Source organism: Metallumcola ferriviriculae (assembly GCF_035573695.1).
In the GTDB taxonomy this organism is placed as follows: domain Bacteria; phylum Bacillota; class JADQBR01; order JADQBR01; family JADQBR01; genus Metallumcola; species Metallumcola ferriviriculae.
In genome coordinates, this window is the sequence record NZ_CP121694.1 from 3,195,467 (window position 1) to 3,216,808 (window position 21,342).

The 21,342-nt window shown below is 41.3% G+C and carries 16 protein-coding genes, 1 CRISPR repeat array and 1 other annotated feature; of the genes, 3 read left to right on the plus strand and 13 right to left on the minus strand.

Annotated features, from left to right (window positions below; all coding sequences use genetic code 11):
- Positions 1 to 13: 13 nt before the first annotated feature.
- The 4 genes from infC to ytxC form a co-directional block, all read right to left on the minus strand.
- Positions 14 to 541: a translation initiation factor IF-3 gene (gene infC, locus MFMK1_RS15770; RefSeq protein ID WP_366924966.1), complete on the minus strand. Its 528-nt coding sequence runs from the start codon at positions 539 to 541 to the stop codon at positions 14 to 16.
- A 261-nt stretch (positions 542 to 802) separates the two neighbouring features.
- On the minus strand, positions 803 to 2,716 hold the full coding sequence (gene thrS, locus MFMK1_RS15775) for a threonine--tRNA ligase (RefSeq protein WP_366922636.1): 1,914 nt from the start codon (positions 2,714 to 2,716) through the stop codon (positions 803 to 805).
- A 43-nt stretch (positions 2,717 to 2,759) separates the two neighbouring features.
- Positions 2,760 to 2,972, minus strand: a binding site (T-box leader).
- A gap of 50 nt (positions 2,973 to 3,022) precedes the next feature.
- Positions 3,023 to 3,625 carry a DUF445 domain-containing protein gene (locus MFMK1_RS15780; protein WP_366922637.1) on the minus strand — a complete coding sequence of 201 codons (603 nt, stop codon included), beginning with the start codon at positions 3,623 to 3,625 and terminating at the stop codon, positions 3,023 to 3,025.
- Between the two features lie 90 nt (positions 3,626 to 3,715).
- Complete coding sequence (gene ytxC, locus MFMK1_RS15785) at positions 3,716 to 4,612, minus strand: putative sporulation protein YtxC (RefSeq protein ID WP_366922638.1); 897 nt, start codon at positions 4,610 to 4,612, stop codon at positions 3,716 to 3,718.
- A gap of 184 nt (positions 4,613 to 4,796) precedes the next feature.
- Here ytxC and MFMK1_RS15790 point away from each other — a divergent pair, with 184 nt between their 5' ends.
- The 3 genes from MFMK1_RS15790 (at position 4,797) to MFMK1_RS15800 (ending at position 6,581) form a co-directional block, all read left to right on the plus strand.
- Positions 4,797 to 4,985, plus strand: coding sequence for a ferredoxin (locus MFMK1_RS15790; RefSeq protein ID WP_366922639.1), 189 nt, complete (start codon positions 4,797 to 4,799; stop codon positions 4,983 to 4,985).
- 335 nt (positions 4,986 to 5,320) lie between these two features.
- Complete coding sequence (locus MFMK1_RS15795) at positions 5,321 to 6,364, plus strand: ammonia-forming cytochrome c nitrite reductase subunit c552 (protein ID WP_366922640.1); 1,044 nt, start codon at positions 5,321 to 5,323, stop codon at positions 6,362 to 6,364.
- A 64-nt stretch (positions 6,365 to 6,428) separates the two neighbouring features.
- Positions 6,429 to 6,581 carry a hypothetical protein gene (locus tag MFMK1_RS15800; RefSeq protein ID WP_366922641.1) on the plus strand — a complete coding sequence of 51 codons (153 nt, stop codon included), beginning with the start codon at positions 6,429 to 6,431 and terminating at the stop codon, positions 6,579 to 6,581.
- Positions 6,582 to 7,096: 515 nt separating this feature from the next.
- Here the strand turns inward: MFMK1_RS15800 and hepT are convergent.
- The 9 genes from hepT to cas3 form a co-directional block, all read right to left on the minus strand.
- Entirely contained in the window at positions 7,097 to 7,507 is a 411-nt protein-coding gene (gene hepT, locus MFMK1_RS15805; RefSeq protein WP_366922642.1) for a type VII toxin-antitoxin system HepT family RNase toxin, read from the minus strand.
- Complete coding sequence (gene mntA / locus MFMK1_RS15810; protein WP_366922643.1) at positions 7,464 to 7,913, minus strand: type VII toxin-antitoxin system MntA family adenylyltransferase antitoxin; 450 nt, start codon at positions 7,911 to 7,913, stop codon at positions 7,464 to 7,466. Before mntA ends, hepT begins: the two co-directional genes overlap by 44 nt.
- Positions 7,914 to 8,428: 515 nt before the next feature.
- Positions 8,429 to 13,255: a CRISPR direct-repeat array (repeat unit 32 nt; unit sequence ATTTCAATCCACGCACCCATATAGGGTGCGAC).
- Positions 13,256 to 13,413: 158 nt separating this feature from the next.
- Complete coding sequence (cas2, locus tag MFMK1_RS15815; protein ID WP_366924967.1) at positions 13,414 to 13,704, minus strand: CRISPR-associated endonuclease Cas2; 291 nt, start codon at positions 13,702 to 13,704, stop codon at positions 13,414 to 13,416.
- 10 nt (positions 13,705 to 13,714) lie between these two features.
- The gene (gene cas1c, locus MFMK1_RS15820; protein WP_366922644.1) at positions 13,715 to 14,746 is read right to left on the minus strand and encodes a type I-C CRISPR-associated endonuclease Cas1c; all 1,032 of its coding nucleotides are present in this window, start codon (positions 14,744 to 14,746) and stop codon (positions 13,715 to 13,717) included.
- Entirely contained in the window at positions 14,743 to 15,402 is a 660-nt protein-coding gene (gene cas4, locus MFMK1_RS15825) for a CRISPR-associated protein Cas4 (RefSeq protein WP_366922645.1), read from the minus strand. Before cas4 ends, cas1c begins: the two co-directional genes overlap by 4 nt.
- A complete protein-coding gene (gene cas7c, locus MFMK1_RS15830; RefSeq protein ID WP_366922646.1) occupies positions 15,389 to 16,228 on the minus strand; it encodes a type I-C CRISPR-associated protein Cas7/Csd2 in 840 nt (279 codons plus the stop codon). Before cas7c ends, cas4 begins: the two co-directional genes overlap by 14 nt.
- A 2-nt stretch (positions 16,229 to 16,230) precedes the next feature.
- Positions 16,231 to 18,153, minus strand: coding sequence for a type I-C CRISPR-associated protein Cas8c/Csd1 (gene cas8c / locus MFMK1_RS15835; protein WP_366922647.1), 1,923 nt, complete (start codon positions 18,151 to 18,153; stop codon positions 16,231 to 16,233).
- Positions 18,154 to 18,873, minus strand: coding sequence for a type I-C CRISPR-associated protein Cas5c (gene cas5c, locus MFMK1_RS15840; RefSeq protein WP_366922648.1), 720 nt, complete (start codon positions 18,871 to 18,873; stop codon positions 18,154 to 18,156).
- A gap of 15 nt (positions 18,874 to 18,888) precedes the next feature.
- Positions 18,889 to 21,297 (minus strand): CRISPR-associated helicase Cas3', encoded by a 2,409-nt coding sequence (gene cas3 / locus MFMK1_RS15845; RefSeq protein WP_366922649.1) that lies wholly within the window; start codon positions 21,295 to 21,297, stop codon positions 18,889 to 18,891.
- Between the last annotated feature and the right edge of the window lie 45 nt (positions 21,298 to 21,342).

Consider the following 21,342-nt stretch of genomic DNA (forward strand, 5'->3'; position numbering starts at 1 on the left):
ATTATCCTCCTCCCTAGTCAGCTTGTTTCACTTCATTTTTTGGAGCTAATATCATAATCATGTTTCTACCCTCAACTTTGGGATATTTCTCTACATTGGCAATATCCTTTAGTTGTTGAGCCAGTTTTTCACAAATAACCTTACCCAAACGGGCGTGAGAAATCTCCCTGCCTCTAAACATGATAGTAACCTTTACCTTATCACCGTTGTCAAGAAAACGGATAGCATTCCGCGCTTTGACCTGGAAATCGTGTTCCTCAATGTTTAAACGGAATTTTACTTCCTTAACGTTGATAATACGTTGGTTCTTTCGCGCTTCTCTTTCTTTCTTGCTCATTTCGTACCTATATTTGCCGTAATCCATCACTCGGCATACCGGCGGCCTGGCCTGAGGAGCAACCTCCACCAGGTCCAACCCTTTGTCACTGGCCACCCGAAGAGCTTCCTTTGCGGGCATTACCCCCACTTGCTCCCCATCAGCCCCAATAAGACGCACTTCATGGGCCCGAATTCCCTCGTTTATCCTTAAATCCTTGCTAATGTTTTGTCACCTCCATAAATTCTTCCTCCAACACAAAGTCTTCCTCCAAAATTAAAAACGGCGGATGGATTATCCATCCGCCGTAAAAATGCTGAAACAAAATGAACCATTTCAACAATTAGGTCTTGACCTTATCAACTACCGTAAAAGGCGCTATAAGGTGAGAAGCGGATGGCCTCTACTTGTCATTGTCCACATACCTTGATTAGTATAGCATACCATCGGGAAACGGTCAACTCTTGCTAGAAAGCTCCCTTTTTACTAGCTGCGTTTTTCCGCTATTGCCAAAAGCAAATCTTCAATAAATTGATTCACCGGTACTGCTCCCATATCTCCTTTTTCCCTTTGTCGCACGGAAACAGTATGCTCTTGCTCTTCTCTTTCACCGACAATTAACATATACGGAACTTTTGCCATCTGACCCTGTCTAATCTTATAACCGACTTTTTCGTTTCGCTCATCCACTTCCACTCTAATGCCCCGCTCTGCCATCACCTGCTTCAGTCCAAAAGCGTATTCATTAAACCGCTCAGCAATGGGCAGGATCTTTACCTGAACTGGTGCCAACCACGAGGGGAATGCACCGGCATAATGTTCTATTAAAATACCAATGAACCGCTCAATACTGCCAAAAACTACCCGATGTATCATGACAGGACGATGTTTTTGACCGTCTTCCCCGATATAAGTGAGGTCAAATTTTTCCGGCATGAGGGAATCCAACTGGATTGTACCACACTGCCAGGTTCTACCCAAACAATCCTCCAGATGAAAATCAATTTTGGGGCCGTAAAACGCTCCGTCCCCTTCATTGATGACATACTCCATCCCTTTTTCCTTCAAAGCGGTTTCTAAAGATGCTGTGGTTTCCTCCCATATCTCGTCTGAACCCATGGCTTTTTCCGGTTTAGTAGAAAGCTCCACGTGGTACTTAAAACCAAAGACATTATAAAACTTGTCCACAAGATCAATAACATTCTTGATTTCATCGGTAATTTGTTCGGGAAGCATAAAGATATGTGCATCATCCTGGGTAAATGCCCGTACCCGCATCAAGCCATGCAGCACGCCGGATAATTCATGACGATGAACTAATCCCAATTCCGCGGTACGCAAAGGCAAGTCACGATAACTGTGCTGCTGCTGGCGATAGACCAGCATGCCTCCCGGACAATTCATCGGTTTTATTGCAAAGTCCTGCTCATCTATTTGAGTAAAATACATATTTTCTTGATAGTGTTCCCAGTGGCCAGAGTTCTCCCAAAGACTACGGTTAAGAATTATCGGCGTTTTTATCTCCAAATAACCCGCCTTAGTATGTTCCCTGCGCCAAAAATCTTCCAGCTGATTTCTAAGAACCATCCCTTTTGGCAAGAAAATAGGGAATCCTGGTCCTTCTTCAACAATAGTGAATAGCTCTAACTGAGTGCCTAATTTACGGTGGTCCCGTTTCTTGGCCTCTTCCCGCCTATGCAAGTATTCCTCGAGTTGAGATTTTTTTTGGAAACTGGTTCCATAGATACGCTGCAGCTGAGGATTATTCTCGTCCCCCCGCCAGTAGGCACCAGCTACGCTTAACAACTTGAAGGCCTTTAAATAGCCGGTATCCGGCACATGAGGTCCGGCACAAAGGTCCGTAAAATCTCCTTGGCTATAAAAACTAATGGCTTCCTCATCAGGTAAATCTTTGATTAATTCCACCTTAAATTTTTCTTCTTTTTCGTTGAAGTACCCAAGTGCCTCCTCACGGGGCATTTCCCTACGCACGAAGGCCTGCTTCTCCTTTACCAGCCTTTGCATCTCCTTTTCTATTTTTTCTAAATCGTCAGGGGTAAACTTATGTTCACTATCGAAATCATAGTAAAATCCTTCCGCGATTGCCGGCCCAATACCGAGTACAGTATGCGGGAACAAATTCTTCACCGCTTCAGCCATTAAGTGTGCAGAACTATGACGAAAAACTCGCTTACCTTCTTCATCATTAAACGTAAATATTTTGACTGAACTATCATCAGTTACATTATAATCAATATCCACTACACGTCCGTTCACCTCGGCAGCTAAAGCCTCTTTCGCCAATCGCCCGCTAATAGATTTAGCAACATCCCTGACGGGGACCCCGCTGGCAAACTCCTTGACTGAACCGTCGGGGAAAGTTATTTTTACATCGGACATTACTATTCCTCCCTCTATAAATTAAAATAAGCCCTCTCATCCGTACAGGGACGAAAGGACCGCGGTTCCACCCTAATTGAGAGCTGTGCTCTCCTCCTCGAACACCGTTAACGGCGGTAACCGGTCTGCCTTAGTAAGGTTGGGGCAGACACTCAGAGATGGTTTTCAGTAATACATCGGTTTAAAGGGCTTCCAGCCAGCGGCCCTCATTCTCTGTAAACATGAGTTACCTACTTTTTCTCTTCATCATTTTCGCTACTTTACATTTCCTCTAAATTATAAGACTAAAGCCTCTTGCTGTCAAACTCACTTAATAAATTGGAATATTCCCACCTGAGCCAGACCAATAAAGAACCCCAGTATGGCACCCAAAACTTCAATATGCTTTAGTTCGGTTGAAGCAATACCTAGCACCAAGTTCTCTAACTGTTTTAAATCGAATTGCTTCAGTTTCTCTTCTACCAAGTGCTCTACTTTAATCTCATTCATTAATTCCGCAGAAATATTGCCCGTTAATCCTTCCAAGACATGGGCTGCTTCTTTTCTAATGACGTCATCTAACATACCGTTAATAATTCCCTTTACTGACTGAGGTAAGATTCCAGGTAGTCTCCGCTGTACCCGTTGTTGTACCGCGACAGCGATCCAGTCTACCACTTGATCACGTCGTGATTCGTTATTAACCTCCTGGAGAATTTCTTCCATGGAAATTAGCTCATTTTCCACTACCTTACCTATATTAACCGCTATTTCATTCTGGCGTTTGGGTATCAAACCCTGGATAGACCAAGGAGTTAGCGGAATTTTGACCGGTTTAAATGGTCTAAAGATCAATTTGATTGCTAGAACATTAGTTACCCATCCAATTAAAGCCCCAATTAAAGGGATGATTATCAGCTGCAGCCACATCCTGAGCCCCCATTTCGACAATATTCCTTTACAAAATATATTGTACCACTTAGATACAAGAAAAGCGATTTACATTAAAAAAACCAACGCTTAACGATTGCGTTGGCCTTTATCCCGACACACTTGGCATCCGGGGCATTCTTCTGCCCGTTTGCCGAAAACTTTTTTTATTGTTCTGATGGCATCGTAAGTATTGGGGCCGATGCTATTATGCAGAATTACCTTCCGAGGAGCAATTGTAATCAGCGCACTTATTAGCAAATCCTCATAATTTATTTCATTGTCAGTCATCTCTAATATAAACCCTTCTAGGTAATCATTATCAATAGGATCATTCTTGCCGTCAAAAAGTTCAAAAACACCATCATTTTTTAACAAGACATTTACCGTATCTATCCTGGGGTCCTGTATATCCACAAAATACTGCAGCAGCTGGATGAACTCATCATATTCCTTTTCCATTAGATAGTCGTCCACGGCTTTATCAATTACATCTGTCAGAACGCGTTGATAATCCTTTAAGCGAAAGTTAATAAAGCCCTCCATATTGATTTCTTTATTTTGATCTAAATATTTTTCAATCTGCGCTGACACATCTTCAATACGCAGACGCACCTCCGTTTCTTGGGCAGTATTACCCAACATTTGTAAGGCTCTCAATAATACTTCTTTTCGCTCGTCTCGGTTAAAATAATAATAGTGATTTTTGATGATATTATATACCAGCTTGTGCTCTAAATTATCAATAACTAACTTTGTTAAGATTTGCGCTAGTTTTTCGTTGCACCGCTGAAATAAAACCCCTGAGTTTCGGGGTTCACTGGTGTTTTCTTCTACAATTAGATTTAGAAAAGTAAAACCACCCATTGTCTCCTCTACCCAGTCTATGTTCATCCCATCCTGAAGAAAAATGCTGGTATGAGATTGAATTTTCTCTTTGATTGTCTTAGGATACTTTGCCGACCCCAAATGATATTGAACACTCACATTCTGTCACCTCTCTTTGATCATAGTATATGTGCAGCCTATTTGATGTATACAACAGCAGTAATTAAAGCTAGTGGGTTACTATCAATTATTAACCTCCACTACCAATTTTAGACTGCAGTAAGTATATTTCAGTTCTCATTTAAACATAATGATATTAAGAAAAATTGGAGGTGTATATTTCATGAAAGTCAAAGTAGATCCCGATGAGTGTATTGAATGTGGTGCCTGCATTGATACCTGTCCAGAGGTTTTTGATTGGGATGAGGATGGTAAGGCTAAGTCTATCGTTGACGAAGTGCCTTCTGACCAACAAGATGATGCTCACGAGGCTGTGGAAGGCTGTCCCACTGAGGCTATCAGTGAAGACTAAAATTTGAATTTTTTTAATTAATATATAGCATACTAACTTCAGGAGGGATGCTTAAAATGTTTCACAAGGTCCATACGAGACACAGGATGCGCAAAATGCATTGGTTGGCAATGTTGGCTTATCCCTTGGCATTCTTAAAAGGTATGCTGGTCGGTCAATTTCTTGGGAGAAAATTGTCGAGGGATTAGCCCCCCTCCTTTTTCCAGAAGAAGAGCCTGCGATGTCTTATGCAGGCTTTTTTTATAATTTGATAAATAAAATTTGGCTCATGTTACCATACTAAAAACAGTTTGCAGTTTCAAATGCGATTTGACTAATTTTAAGGAGGGAAAAAAATGAAAAGAAGAGGTATACTGTTGCTAATGGTCCTAGCTTTAGTTGTTTTGAGCGGGGTCGGATGCGCAAACAACACCCCAGCTCCAGATACGAACAACAATAACAACAACCAAGGCGATGTACAGGGTAACCAACAACAAACCCCAAAAGACATGAACGTCGCACAAATCATTTATGACCAGTGGAAGGGCTCTGCCCACGCCACAGCTGTGGAGGAGAATGATCCGGAAAACTCACCGGCGCTGCGAGAAGGCGGTGGCTGCTTTAAGTGCCATAATGGTTATGGTTTCGAACTCAATCCGGACACTCTGGAGGGAATTGGCATCTTAAAAGGCCAAAGCTGCGATACCTGCCATACCAAATACGGTCATGATTTGGCGACCAGCGGCTCCGTAGAAATTCCGCTGGGTACCATCAAAGGCGGCAAAGGCGCACTCTGTATCGCGTGCCACAATGGCCGTGGTAAAGAGCCGGACCAAGTTAAGGCCCCTCACCATTCTGTCCAAACTGACATGCTTTTGGCAAAATCCGGTGCAGAAGTTGAAGGATTTGATTACAGCACCCATTCCCATGCCGGGGCAGATAATAAGTGCCTGGCATGCCATATGGCGGCAGATGATAACACAATTAAAGATCATACATTCAAAATGAATAAGGAGAATATCGCCAACTCCTGTGGGCGCTGTCACGATTTCGATTCATTTAATCCCACTGCCAGGGACGACTTTGATGGGGATGGTAATAAGGAAGGTTATCAGGATGAGGTTAAGGGTCTTGCCGATATGCTGGAAAAAACCATTAACGAAAAACTGGGTGACAAGAAATTTGAATCCAGCCACGGTAAAATCGTATTTACTGATGCCCAAGGTAATGCACTTGATGCTCCTCCCAGCGAAGAAGTCTACAACGCTGCCTGGAACCTTTTATTCGTAAGATATGACGGTTCTAACGGCGTTCATAATCCTAATTACTCCGTTCAACTGCTGCAGCAATCCTATAAGCTGTTGACCGGAGAAGACGTACCCAACGCGAAAATGAAATAAGAGGATTTCATCTCTAAGCCCTAGAATTTCAGGGACTTCTAAAAAAAGTATTGGAGGAACAGATATGGACGAAAAAAGTAAGACTGAATATGTCTACCCCAAGCTTGGCGCTGCCAATGGTACCAAAGTAAAAAAGAAAAAAGATTATGTGGATAAGGACTTAGCAGTTGAAAGCGGCTTTATGGCCCATAACGAAACTGATGCCAAACCGGAATAGCAAGGTTAACCAAATAGACAGAAAGTCAGGAGTAATGTCCGACTTTCTGTCTATATTTTTGCTCACCCGGCTACACCCATGACCTTCCATGTCATTGCTGTAGTCCAACCGGCAGCTACCGCTTCGACCTTCTCATTGGTTATAGGCAGCTTTTATCCTATCTTTCATAGGACAAAAGCTTATAACTTCTGCGGTGCCACCTAAATTGATATAATTGCATCCCACTCATTATACCTACCATTATAGACGTTCTATCTTTAGGCATATATATAAAACCACTATCACTTGTAACGAGCTCGATACACTTCAATGGCGGGGAGAAAACCGTCAGAGAGTTTCAGTCCCCTTTAATCTGGAGTCATCAATGTAATCCCGGCACGTAGAGTAATATGGGCATATCTCGCTGCATTCTTCTGGCAATCCGGGGTCTACCTCATTTTCTAATCATGTGCATTTTTTCGTCCCTTTCTTCAATAAACCATTGACGCATTTCGTCGTCAACAAAATCGTTCTTATTATAAATAACCTATAACCTCTTTGGCAAACTGATCGAAATCTCTTAGCCCGTTGGTGATAATTTTATGAACCCTAATAGAATCAATTTCTAGGTAATCATGAACCAAAATATTCCTGAATTTTATCATCCCTTTTACTTTTTGAGCAAGTTCATTAGAAATAACCTGGTTTTCTCCCAAAATGACAAATACATTTTCCTCATCATCAGGAACTTTTAATCTTTGACGAGAAATAATATAGCTTCCAATATCAATACAACATTGAATGCTTAGTTGCAAATTTCTTTCCACAATATCCTGGACATTTTCATCTTCTTGATAATCTTGCAAAGTCATCTGGGAATAATTCTGTACCTTCCCGACACATTTATTTAGCCTGCGGAGCCTTTCTTCTATTACTCGAATATCCAACACCCAGTCCCCTTTCTTTAATTTCATTAATTAAATAACGGGAGTGAAAATCATAAAACCGTTTGAAATCATAATAACGACTTAAAAAGTGCATTTGGTAGGTAGCCCTTTTGTCAGCGTCTTTTTCATAAATGATTTTACCTTCCTTGAAAATCTGAAATTGAAGTATAAAGGGGGCCTGGTTAATAATAACGAAATCAACCTGTTTACCTAAAATCTTCTCTAGCTCCATTGCCTTCTCTATACGATAATCAGTAGGGCTGTCCGGAAATTTTCCCAACAGAACTCCGATATCAATATCGCTATCATCGCGAGCCACCCCTACGGCATGTGAGCCGAAGAGGTAGGCGGCGATAATATCGTCACCATTATGGGCAAAGTATTTTACTAACTTGTCCAAGGTCATAGGTTTCACCTTCAAATATTTATTGATGTAATTACAAAAACTATTTTCGCTATCACGGGGATCCCACCGGTGGCTTCCTAATTATCACACTGGTAAAATGGTATGAGGAAATACTTATCCCAATAAAATAATCAAACCACCCGCAACCTGATATAAACCAATTTTCCCCTGAAGTTTTCCGGCATTTGGCCTTACGTATATGGCAGCAGCTGAGGCGATCATGAACAGATAGTTATATTAACAACACTAAAAATTTATGCTCAATTTCTTCCGGACAAGTAAAGGCTATGTGACTGTCCGGCTCGAAACCCATCTATATATATCATATCGTTTTTTTCATTATACCAGCTAGGCATATCATAATACCAAGAAATTGATATTCAAATAACTATTTCCATTTGTTTCCTCCTTGTTGCTTCGACCTTTGTTTCCTTTTTCCTTTTTTTGTTAGTTTGTTAGTTAATCAAGCTTTGCTGCGACTCCACTATGATTGGTAATCTCATGACTACTGCGCAATTTCAATCCACGCACACATATAGGGTGCGACTTGAAAACCGCTGCGGCTGTTTGGTGTTCCTGGCCAAATTTCAATCCACGCACCCATATAGGGTGCGACGCGGTTATTCCGCTGAGTACGTCAGCGACCTGAGGATTTCAATCCACGCACCCATATAGGGTGCGACGATTTTGGTCTGTTATGCGTTTCCCTGCTGCATAATTTCAATCCACGCACCCATATAGGGTGCGACAACCAAACCCAAAGGGAGGAATAACAATGTTAAAGATTTCAATCCACGCACCCATATAGGGTGCGACTTACTATCAGCTTTAGCACTGCCGGTGCTCCGATATTTCAATCCACGCACCCATATAGGGTGCGACACCCCGATTACGATGTTCAAATGGGAGAGTAGGTATTTCAATCCACGCACCCATATAGGGTGCGACCCCGCAGCGCCTGTGCCTCATTGGTTCCGCTTTTGATTTCAATCCACGCACCCATATAGGGTGCGACACGTCGTACCTCTAGCGCGGCGTCGTACTTTTCTATATTTCAATCCACGCACCCATATAGGGTGCGACTATTCGGCATCCCTCGTCCCGAGGATAACGAAAAGATTTCAATCCACGCACCCATATAGGGTGCGACGCAGATACACTTCGCCTTTGACGATGTTAAGACAATTTCAATCCACGCACCCATATAGGGTGCGACATCAAAACTACGAAAGATGCCACAAAACAGGCCAATTTCAATCCACGCACCCATATAGGGTGCGACTCGAGCACCTTAATAAACGCAATATTTTTTGATGATTTCAATCCACGCACCCATATAGGGTGCGACGCCATACCGGAGTTGAGGATATAAGACTCAATATAATTTCAATCCACGCACCCATATAGGGTGCGACGTCTTACCCGACTCCCGCTTGCCATAAGCAAAGAATTTCAATCCACGCACCCATATAGGGTGCGACGCTCTGAAGGAAGCAGTTACTGCTGCAGTAGCTGATATTTCAATCCACGCACCCATATAGGGTGCGACGGCATGCACATGACTATTGGGACGATTACGTGCCGATTTCAATCCACGCACCCATATAGGGTGCGACAGGTTTTGCCGTCAATTTTAATTTTAGGTGCTTGTATTTCAATCCACGCACCCATATAGGGTGCGACATTTATTAAGGAGGCCTTTTAAATGTCTAAAGTAATTTCAATCCACGCACCCATATAGGGTGCGACGTATGCTCCAATGCCAGGACTGCAAAAAGTCATGATTTCAATCCACGCACCCATATAGGGTGCGACTATGAAGTGGCGATACTACTGATGGACCTGGGGAGATTTCAATCCACGCACCCATATAGGGTGCGACCAGACACTTTGAGCCGGTACAATAGTTAAATAGTCATTTCAATCCACGCACCCATATAGGGTGCGACGTTACAATAACAGTATTATCTCAAATACTCCTGATTTCAATCCACGCACCCATATAGGGTGCGACGCCAGTCCCTGCATTTTACCGGGTCTTCCACTGGGATTTCAATCCACGCACCCATATAGGGTGCGACCACCACTTCCACTAGGATCTCGGCAATCCCCGCCAATTTCAATCCACGCACCCATATAGGGTGCGACGGTACCAAGCAGCCGGTTCTAAAGTTCGATGCTGATTTCAATCCACGCACCCATATAGGGTGCGACGCGATTACCTAACCCAAAAGGTAACTCATAAAAAATTTCAATCCACGCACCCATATAGGGTGCGACACCCCCATTAGTTTAATTTATACTGCTATGCTAAATTTCAATCCACGCACCCATATAGGGTGCGACATCTTTCCGGGAGCGTGGATTATTGCCACGGTAGTATTTCAATCCACGCACCCATATAGGGTGCGACAGGGCGACGTATTTGCTTTGTATCCGAAACGTGAATTTCAATCCACGCACCCATATAGGGTGCGACGCGCTCCGACTGGCCGTGCTGCAAAAAGGATGAGTATTTCAATCCACGCACCCATATAGGGTGCGACGTGGCCGGTGACGGTTGACCCGACTACCGTTACAATTTCAATCCACGCACCCATATAGGGTGCGACCCACCGGCGCGACTAATAGCATTAGTCTTATCAAATTTCAATCCACGCACCCATATAGGGTGCGACTTCTGATGCAAGATTAGAGCGGATTGTTTCGACGATTTCAATCCACGCACCCATATAGGGTGCGACAATAAATTCATCGCGCACCTGGTAAGTGTCAGGGATTTCAATCCACGCACCCATATAGGGTGCGACAGCAGGCGGGTGAGATTTTGGTTGATATTGACAAATTTCAATCCACGCACCCATATAGGGTGCGACAAGCTATCTGGCCCACGGTCAATGTAATCACCAAATTTCAATCCACGCACCCATATAGGGTGCGACATAAGCGGTGCGTATTTTCTTAATGAGCTTTGGCCATTTCAATCCACGCACCCATATAGGGTGCGACATCGTTTAATTTCTGGAATTTTATCTGCTAGTTTATATTTCAATCCACGCACCCATATAGGGTGCGACTGGAGCACTTCATTTTTGGTTTCAGCCGCTCGATATTTCAATCCACGCACCCATATAGGGTGCGACATAGTACCGGGCCCATCGCGTAGTTTACACCATCATTTCAATCCACGCACCCATATAGGGTGCGACGTCGCTGGGTTTCTTTTACTGTGGCGCCGGTTGTATTTCAATCCACGCACCCATATAGGGTGCGACGTGAAGTGTGAGTGTTGTGCGGAGTTGGCGGAGTTATTTCAATCCACGCACCCATATAGGGTGCGACACGACATGGCATCGTTTTATAACCTTAAGCCGGAAATTTCAATCCACGCACCCATATAGGGTGCGACGAGATACAAAGGTAGCGGTAAACTCAGCTTCTGTAATTTCAATCCACGCACCCATATAGGGTGCGACCCGAGACCTTTGACCTTACCGGAGTAGGCGACGGTGATTTCAATCCACGCACCCATATAGGGTGCGACAACCACCAATAGTACCACCAATATAACTGCCAAAATTTCAATCCACGCACCCATATAGGGTGCGACGGTGGCAGCAGGGGAGCCACGGTTTGTGGACGGGATTTCAATCCACGCACCCATATAGGGTGCGACAAGAAATGGAGAACTTTTTGCTATATCACATGGAAATTTCAATCCACGCACCCATATAGGGTGCGACGGAAAACGCAAAAGCGAGTAAGTTTTTCACAAAAATTTCAATCCACGCACCCATATAGGGTGCGACGGCTCACGCTCAAGATGATGAGTTTGAGGTAATCGATTTCAATCCACGCACCCATATAGGGTGCGACTACCATGCGACTACGCTATAGACGCAGACGGAGCAATTTCAATCCACGCACCCATATAGGGTGCGACTATACAAGCGAATGTTAAACCAATACCACGACGATTTCAATCCACGCACCCATATAGGGTGCGACGAAGCGCAGGAGATGGGGGGTAGTTTCTTTGACTATTTCAATCCACGCACCCATATAGGGTGCGACGAAAAAACTTATGACATTTATACAGGTGATGTAGATATTTCAATCCACGCACCCATATAGGGTGCGACGTGTGTGACTCTAGCGGGGTAGTGGTGAGGTGGAATTTCAATCCACGCACCCATATAGGGTGCGACGGTAGTAAGTAAAAGTAGATAATAAAGCAGTTCGATTTCAATCCACGCACCCATATAGGGTGCGACGTCTGGTACATTGAGGCATGGCAACGCGGTAAACCATTTCAATCCACGCACCCATATAGGGTGCGACTGTTAAGCTATGCTAAGGTAAAGCAATCTATCACCATTTCAATCCACGCACCCATATAGGGTGCGACACCTGACCAGGGCAGATGCGGAAGCAGTCAGAAAAATTTCAATCCACGCACCCATATAGGGTGCGACCAGATTAAAGCTAATTAGTGACAGATGCGCACAAATTTCAATCCACGCACCCATATAGGGTGCGACGGCTAGGGGTTCGATTCCTCTCGGGTGCTCCAATATTTCAATCCACGCACCCATATAGGGTGCGACGTTCCTAGCATCTGGCAGCTGTGTATTTGATAAAGAATTTCAATCCACGCACCCATATAGGGTGCGACAACTGCTGCCTTACATGATAGCAAGGTTGTAACATTATTTCAATCCACGCACCCATATAGGGTGCGACGAGTGGTGCCAGGAATTGGATCCGACGCCTGATATTTCAATCCACGCACCCATATAGGGTGCGACTCCTGCCGATATTCCCTGGTCCTCCACCACTCGTAATTTCAATCCACGCACCCATATAGGGTGCGACTTGGCAGCATCCGGCGTGTGCATGAGGTGCTGGTGATTTCAATCCACGCACCCATATAGGGTGCGACGTCACATCGACGCTTATCTGTTCTTTTGACCAGGCAATTTCAATCCACGCACCCATATAGGGTGCGACATCCGGGTAAACATAGACTTGTCTATGCCGTTCCGATTTCAATCCACGCACCCATATAGGGTGCGACTCTAGCCGCATTTGACTAGCTCTCTCCTTCCGGTTTATTTCAATCCACGCACCCATATAGGGTGCGACAATGGTCCCTCTCACCCTTTTTTTGTCGGTCCAATTTCAATCCACGCACCCATATAGGGTGCGACAAGTAATAAAAGCTATAGCCGACAATCCGGAAACATTTCAATCCACGCACCCATATAGGGTGCGACGACTTGTGCCTGGTCATACTATCCTCTCCTGGCTATTTCAATCCACGCACCCATATAGGGTGCGACAGCGATTTTTATGAAAAAACACTGCGTTATCCATGTTTTTTCACAATAGATCGCCATTTCCCAATTTACCCACCGGTTAATTGGTATACTATGGAGCAAAAAGCCTAATTTTTCGGTGCGAATGCCCCTGGATAATTATGTTCGCTTTACATTCGCACTTAAATGATCAAAGGACCTTCTACATCAATTGATCCTTTAGTACCAATGTGCTCAACTTTTGTTTTATAATTGTCTCCTAACCGATAGATACGCAAACTATCTTTTTTTTCATCAATAGTTTCTACCAATTTATACTTTAATTGTCTTAATTGTGCTGAGTCGACAACACATTCAAAAACTGAGTTCTGGACTCGAATACCATAGTCTTGGCAAATCTTAGACACTTTTCTCAACCGTTTTGACCCGTTTGAACTTATTGTGCTAACATCATAGGTAATAACAACTAAAATAATAATCACCTTACTTCCATAAAAATGGAGGATATTCATCTAAATCGCCTCTTAAGTATCTTGCAAGCAGCATCGATTGGGCATATGGTACAAGCCCCCACGATATTTTTTCGCCAATATATGGGTGTTTGATCTTCTCCTGCTTTCGATCTTGCCAATGCTTTAAAAACTTTTTTCTTGCTTCGTCAGTCATTAGAACCGCTCCACTTTCTTTCGTAAAGAAGTCATCTTTGTTTACTACTTTTTTGTTTACTAAAGAAATTACAAATCGATCCGCATAAACCCCTCTTAGCTCTTCCATAACATCAAGAGCTAGTGAAGCTCTACCGGGCCTGTCTCGATGTAAGAACCCCACATACGCATCCAACCCCACGCTTTCTAGAGAAGCTGCTACATCATTAGAAAGCAAAGTATAAACAAATGATAACATTGCGTTTACTCTGTCTAAAGGAGGTCGGCGGCTTCTTCTATGAAAATAGAAATCTTCTTTCTGCTGTAGTATGATCTGATCAAATACTTCATTATAACTTATGGCGGCTTGTCCTTCATAACCCCTTAACAAATCTAATTTAGCAGTATGCCTGACTTGAATTAAAAGTTCAGATAGGTGACAGGATGTGTCTTTGAATTTTTGTACATCAATTCTTAAAGGGTAATCTCTCGTAGCTCTTTCCAGCATCCATTTATTATTATATATCTTACCAACAATGAAGTTTCGTGCTATTTCCGCACTCTTATTTTCATCTTCAGATATGCGATACTGATTTTTTCTCAATGTCACATTTCCTCTACTTTTACCAATTACTCTTGCTAAAAATCGCCCATTTCTCGTTAAGAAAACTAATGATATACTTCTCTCTGCACAAGCTCCCATTAATGAAGGGCTTGCCCCACTATAACCAAACGTATACACCGCCTCTAGATTATGAAGAGGGATGCGTCCAATACGTTCTTTTTCTTTCATTACAACGATATTTTCACCATTTAGAGTTAAATATACATCAGGACTAGTAACGAACAAAGTGTTAAGCAACTTCTTCATTCGCTAATTTTCCTTTCTATATAGGTACTCACTGCTTGTTTCCCCATTAACTCTGGCAAACAAAGATTTTGCAATGAGCAGCTTTTACAAAAAGCACCTGTTTTTACTCTAGGTGTATGCCGTTTATAAAAATAGTGATGCATCTCTTTAAATACTTCTCTCACCTTCTGCCTATCTGAATAATTAACCGGCACCTCAATTCTACGCTTAATCTGATCGTAAAAAATATGGCCAAGACGAACTTCACAAAGAAGCATTTCTTCAAGGCATATTGCTTGAGCTACTAATTGTAAGATATCTGATTCATCTGATTTAGGCTTTCCTCTTTTATATTCTATTGGAACTGGTATATATTTTTTTGATGAACCTTTAATTGATACACCATTATGGTCTTCCTTAAATTCCACAACATCACAAACGCCTGTCGCGCCCAACTCTTTTGATTTAATCGGCAAAGCACGTACAATAAACTTATCTGTCCGTGTTTCTTTAATAAATGGTTGGTCTGCTTTTTGATGGATATGTTGCCCTTCGATCGTTCTGACATTTTCTTCCCATTGTTGTTCAATATGAATTAAAGCCCACTGTCGTTTGCAAAATAGGAAATGTTGAATTCCTGACAACAGCAAAAAGTTTTCTTCACTATTGGCCGTCATAGACTTTCACATCAAGCCCTTCCAAATCTGTCAAATTTATCTCAATATCTTCGAATGATCTTGGCTCATCTGTTTTTAATTCCATAGATAGGGAACGATGGACTTTACCTGATGAATATTGACCTAATTTAGAGTTATGTTCCCACCAGTACACGTGATGAATCTCCATGCTTCCATCTGGGCGTGCTGATGATGCATCGTTTTCAAAAAGCGTCAAAAGAGCTTGTCGAATTTTTTCAGCATCTTCTTCTGTAAATTTTGTCTTTTCAGCGAGCTGAGTATTAATACTTCCATAAAATGCGTAAATGCCAAAATCAACACGATGTTTCATCCCCATCGTATCAGAGCCTTTTTTATCAGAAGTTGTTGAATTAACGCTTTTTGTAATTTGGATGCTTGATATATTAACCGGATGCAAACTAACTGCTGGATGGACAGACACGGGACCTCGTACTCCAACAGAAGTTGATTCTCCACCTTTAAAAGCAAATACTTGCCCAAAGCTTCTCACATCTGTCCAGGTTCTACACGAAACATCATGATACAGATCTTTATCCTTAGTTTTTTTTAATTCTTCAATAGCATCAGCACGCTCTTTTAAACTCTTGAAACCATCATCTTTTCGCTCGTCCGACTGCACAAAAATTGGTTCCCCTAGGTCCTGAAGACGATTTCGAATCTTTCTTTTTAAACAAACGTCTGATACTTCGCCGTATCCTTCGTAGTTTTGCCGAGGACGGTTTCCATTCAATGGGTCACCATTTGGGTTTGCGTTTTTCACAGAAAATACCACAGCAAAATCAATCTTATGGTCTAAAATAGACATATTTATTCCTCCTCTTTTGTTTGCGTAATTTTATCCTGATTTTCTTTTTTGCTTCTATATAATTCATGTCGCTGACTATAGAATCCTAATAAGTAGATTCCGCTTAATGATTTATTACTAAAATCGTCGATATTTATATTAGAAGCAATTTCATCTATTAAACGATTGTAATAAATTACCTGATTACCAAGTTTAGCTTGATAGGGTTGCAAATTTGCCTGAATAACCTGCCATGTTCTAGCAGGATGTCTGGCAAAAGCGTTCATATACCGTAACGCATTTGATGCCCGTCCTTCATTTGTTGATAATGCCCTTCTTTCGAGAACATCAGCAACTGCTAATAAGCGGCCAAATAAATAATCTCTGTTCTTATTTGTCACGTCTAAAGACACGTCATACCCCTCCTTTTCATAATGCTTATTTAATAAAGCACACGTAATGCTTAGTGTTTTTTCCCACTCCCATCTTTCCATCGAAACCGGATTAGAAGCTCGGTGGAATGCACTTCTAATAATATCTAGTGGGATTTTCTGGCCATCCACCACACAAGGAAGCATCCTTTCCATCGTCCCTTTAATTACTTTGTCACTAGCTTTAAATCCATAAGCAGCATACGCGATATCTTTAGTCGCCGGTGCTCCATAAAACAAAATTTGCTTTTTGTTTTCATCTTTTCTGTAACGATGTAACCACGAGCAAGTTTGATGCCAGTTCTGAATACGATTTAAATATTCCTCTTTATCTATGTGTCGATAATACATGATTGATAATCGCCCAGGAGTTGCTGCATCAAGAATCATGATTGTCACTTCGGATTTATAGGGCAGATCATTCTTATACCCATCAATTGCTCTATTAATCTCTTCTGCAAACATTTCGTGAGTATTGCTCTCGTTTGTTTTTTTAGCAAGACTTATCCCTAGTTCATTGAAAAAAGAAACTGCATCGTCTTGTGGTGAAGGAATACTCGTTTTTTGACTTCCCCATACGAGAAAAACTCTCCCATCAACGGTTTTTCCTTGCTTTAATATCAACCATTTCAAAGCGTTATGGGCTTTTTGTGAAACATCGTAGCTAACACATGTTACATCATTACCTTTAGCAAAACGACCTCGATAAGTAAACCCTGTGGTATCATTAGAAGATATAAGCTTAGCCTTATCACCAGCTCGCCTCAAGCCACTTGAATGCATAACTGTTCTTGGCTTTCTTTCTCCCGTTACATAGCATAGATCGTTTTCTTGTAATTTATCTTTATAGAATCCGATAAAAGAATCATATACCTTACCATCCTGCCAAATCTTTATATTATTGATTTCTCCAGGTTTATGTGTGTTGAAGCGAATAAAAACTTTGTCCTGTGTATCATTGATTACTTTAAAAAGTTCTGGTTTATCGCCATACTCTTCGGTAGCTTCTTTCGACCATTTAGAAATCAATTTATTGTTTTTATCTAATGTGAGAATAGAAACCGCAACAAGATCTTCAACAATAGTCCCCTTCTGAACGTATTGATAGATTGCTTTTACCCTATCATTGGAAAAAGCAGATTCACTCCATTCATGCAATTTCTCTAAATAGTCATCATAAGGCGAATCCTCTTTTTTTATCTTTCCTCCATACTTTTCAAAATCTCCTGCCACATAAACTAATTTATCATGCAAGGGATGTGGTCGAACTGCTGAGCCAGCTCTCCCAAAAGATCCTTCCGTACAAGGGATAACTGTAGTAGCATCATCTTTATCTATCACTTTGGCTTGATAAAAATTTCCCTGTTCATCGACAGTAATTTCAATTTGAGCATTTTGTGTTGTATGGGCAATTGGCAACAATGTATACTCCCGGTTACTTCTAGTTCTTACCACCTTGCCTACTTGATCGATGTTTTCTTCATATGTCTGAAATAAATCATACATCCAGCCCATCTAGGTCCTCCTTCCTTTCGCCATTTCTTTTTCCAAATCTTCCACAGATTGCACGTTTTCTTTTAGGAAGGATTTTGGTGTTAGCTCAGAAATAGGTCGAATTAATTCACACTCATCCGGTCGGATAAAGTGAATATACCCATCTTCCAACACTGGATTCCATAATCTTGTCTCTAGCATATTGACCCCAGTTTCATCGGGGTAATTTAACCCATGTACCATTGTCCCTAAGTGAATTGAGCCATACTGATCGTAATAACCCTCCCCTTTGCCAAATTCACATGGTTCGACATAGGCCGGGCACTCTCGAGTTCCTAAAAAAACATCTCTTCTTCCACCTGCATTCACGCATCGTATTGCAATGTTATGATGTTTATGCTCGTTTCGGTCATAAGCTAGATCAGGACGATGAGGATTGAATATAAAATGGGCACGTACCTGATACCGCACATTTTTCAAATAAGTATAGTTAGCTAATGTATTTCCACCTTTGTACTCAATTGGACGGATTCCCTTTGCCTCCATTTTAATTGGATTCATTATTCTAACCCCATCAATGATCCAAAGAATCGTCGGTTTCCAGTAAAGCGATTCAGTAATACCCTTAAGTGCTTGGTATGTGGGAACTTGATAAGATAGTTTCTCTCCTCCCATCTTTGTTACAGGATCAGTAAATAACGCATAAGCACCATATACCTCAAATTCAACTTGATTTCGCACAGTCTCACCTCTTTTCTATAAAATGTGTGGGGCCATTTTCCCTTCTTCCCCAACTGAAATGCCATAATTTAAATCATACGCATTTTCCCTTAAGGCCAGTATTCTTCCATCCAATAAGGGGATTAAGTCTCCTGAATTACTAAGCTCTTGAAGCTCGTATTTAAATACGTTAACAACGTATTGTTGTGACTTTTTCAATATGGATGACATCTTCTTTAAATCAACATCCCCATTTAGTTCTGCTATGATATCTGCTCCACCTTTATAGGGAACTATAATTGACGTTGCTTGCTGGTCAATGACTTGAAAATGATCGCCAACTGTTTTCATACTTGTATAGAGTTGCAAAGGAAAATGTTCGCCCGTCTTGTTTTTATAATGCTGTTTGTATGTTTCACTTCCTGCAAGTAAATTGTATAGATTTTCTTTCAACGATGGCACATGAAAACCTAGCTCATTTTCCAATTCCGTATAATAATTTTTGAAGTACAGATTCATTACTTCAGCCGATAATAGGTCCTTGGAAATATTCCCGTTTTGCTTATCTATCAACATCCGCTCTGTAATTTCTGCCCCAGCTTTGATAGTCTTTAAATAATTAAGGTTTTCTTCTTTATGATTAACTACATAGACGTTCCGTTGTTCATGTTCACCATGGCGATTACACCTGCCTGCCGCCTGGGCAATTGAATCCAATCCAGCTAAAGACCTAATCACACAATCAAAGCTAATATTAACTCCTGCTTCGATTAATTGCGTACTGATACAAATTACTTTCGCACCACTTTGCAAGGTGCTCTTGACTTTTGCCAATATCGCTGTCCGATGTGCTGCACACATCGACGTACTCAAATGGTATACTACTGTATCCTCGTTCTTACTTAGTTGGTTGAACAACTTTTTTACCACTGTCTTTGTATTTAGGATAACTAATACACTAGATGATTCATTAAGGACATCTAAAACAAAATATGATAACTCCTCTGTATTCCAGCCGCCATGTCTTGTCCGGTCCACAATTTCTACTCGCTTAAAATGATCTGTTACCTTATCAAGATTCGGAACAATTTCTCCGTCGATACCATCAATACTATCCTCAACAAATTCAAGGGCAGGCTGAGTCGCCGTACATAATAGAATACTTGAATTGCAAACATTCCTTAGATAGTTCAATGCTTCATTAAACATGGATATACATTTAACAGGAACTGCTTGCACTTCATCAAAAATAATGACCGTATTTGCCAGATTATGAAATCGACGAATATCTCTTGTACCTTTTGAATAGAAAGTATTTAGAAATTGGACCATTGTTGTGAAGATAATAGGTACTTCCCAGTTGTCCTTTGTTAACTGATGTGTCTTTCTCTTCTGATATGGTATTTTGGCATCTTTATCTTCATCTTCTTTAATTACATTTGAATGGTGCTCAAGAATATGCTCATCTTCTTTTAAAATTTCTCTAACCTCAGCTGCATTCTGTTCAATAATTGAAGTATAGGGAACCACATAAATGATTCTGTCCTTACTAAATTTGGCTGCATGCTTTAGTGCATATCGTAAACTTGATAGCGTTTTTCCGCCACCAGTAGGAATCGATAATGTGTAAATACCAGATGGACGGTCAGCGAATTTATCACACTCCTCAGACATTTGCTCTCGAAGACGGTCAATTGCATTAATGTTAACATCATTATTTAATGAGTTTAAATGTTCTGTTAGTCTTTGATAGAATAAATTAAATAAATCATTGTTATTTCGCGATTCAGGAACATTAATATCCTCTTCAAAACACCTTGAATCTGTCCTATCCGCATCGATTAAACAGCTGAAAATATATTTAGTTAAAAATGTCATCGTGAGGTATGGATTTTTTGATTGAGATCGCTTATTGTTTCGCGTTAGAACGTCTGTTAATTCGTTCTTACTATTCTGAAGGTCGTCTGTAAGGGATTTTAAAGGAGCTATCAATTGAAAGAAATTGTCTTTAACTCTGTCAATGTCATTAATTTCTTTCTCTTTTACTCGTCGCATATAGGTAGAGGTTGTATCTGGAGATAGAAAATCTTGTAGGCCCATATGGTGAGATAATATAACGTTACCTAATATTTCAGCAATAATCTGCATGGGCACATTTTGACCATGGTGATGGAAATACTCGAATAATATTTTTCCACCTGCGGTCGAGTGGTCTACACTTCCTTTTTTAGGTGGATGATTTGGGTTGTTAACTGCTTCTAAAATATAGTCCCGAAATTGAGTGCTCAATTTACCTGAGTCATGTAACAAACCTGCAATATATGCTAACCGTTCTACTCCTATTTTTTTACCATACCGAGCAGATAATTTACTTACACTCATTAAATGCTCTTCAACCGACTGAATATGACCATCTTCATTACGTATATGGGCAATATACTCCATATATTTGCCTCCAATTCTTAAAAAACTAATAATTAGCCCGCCGAT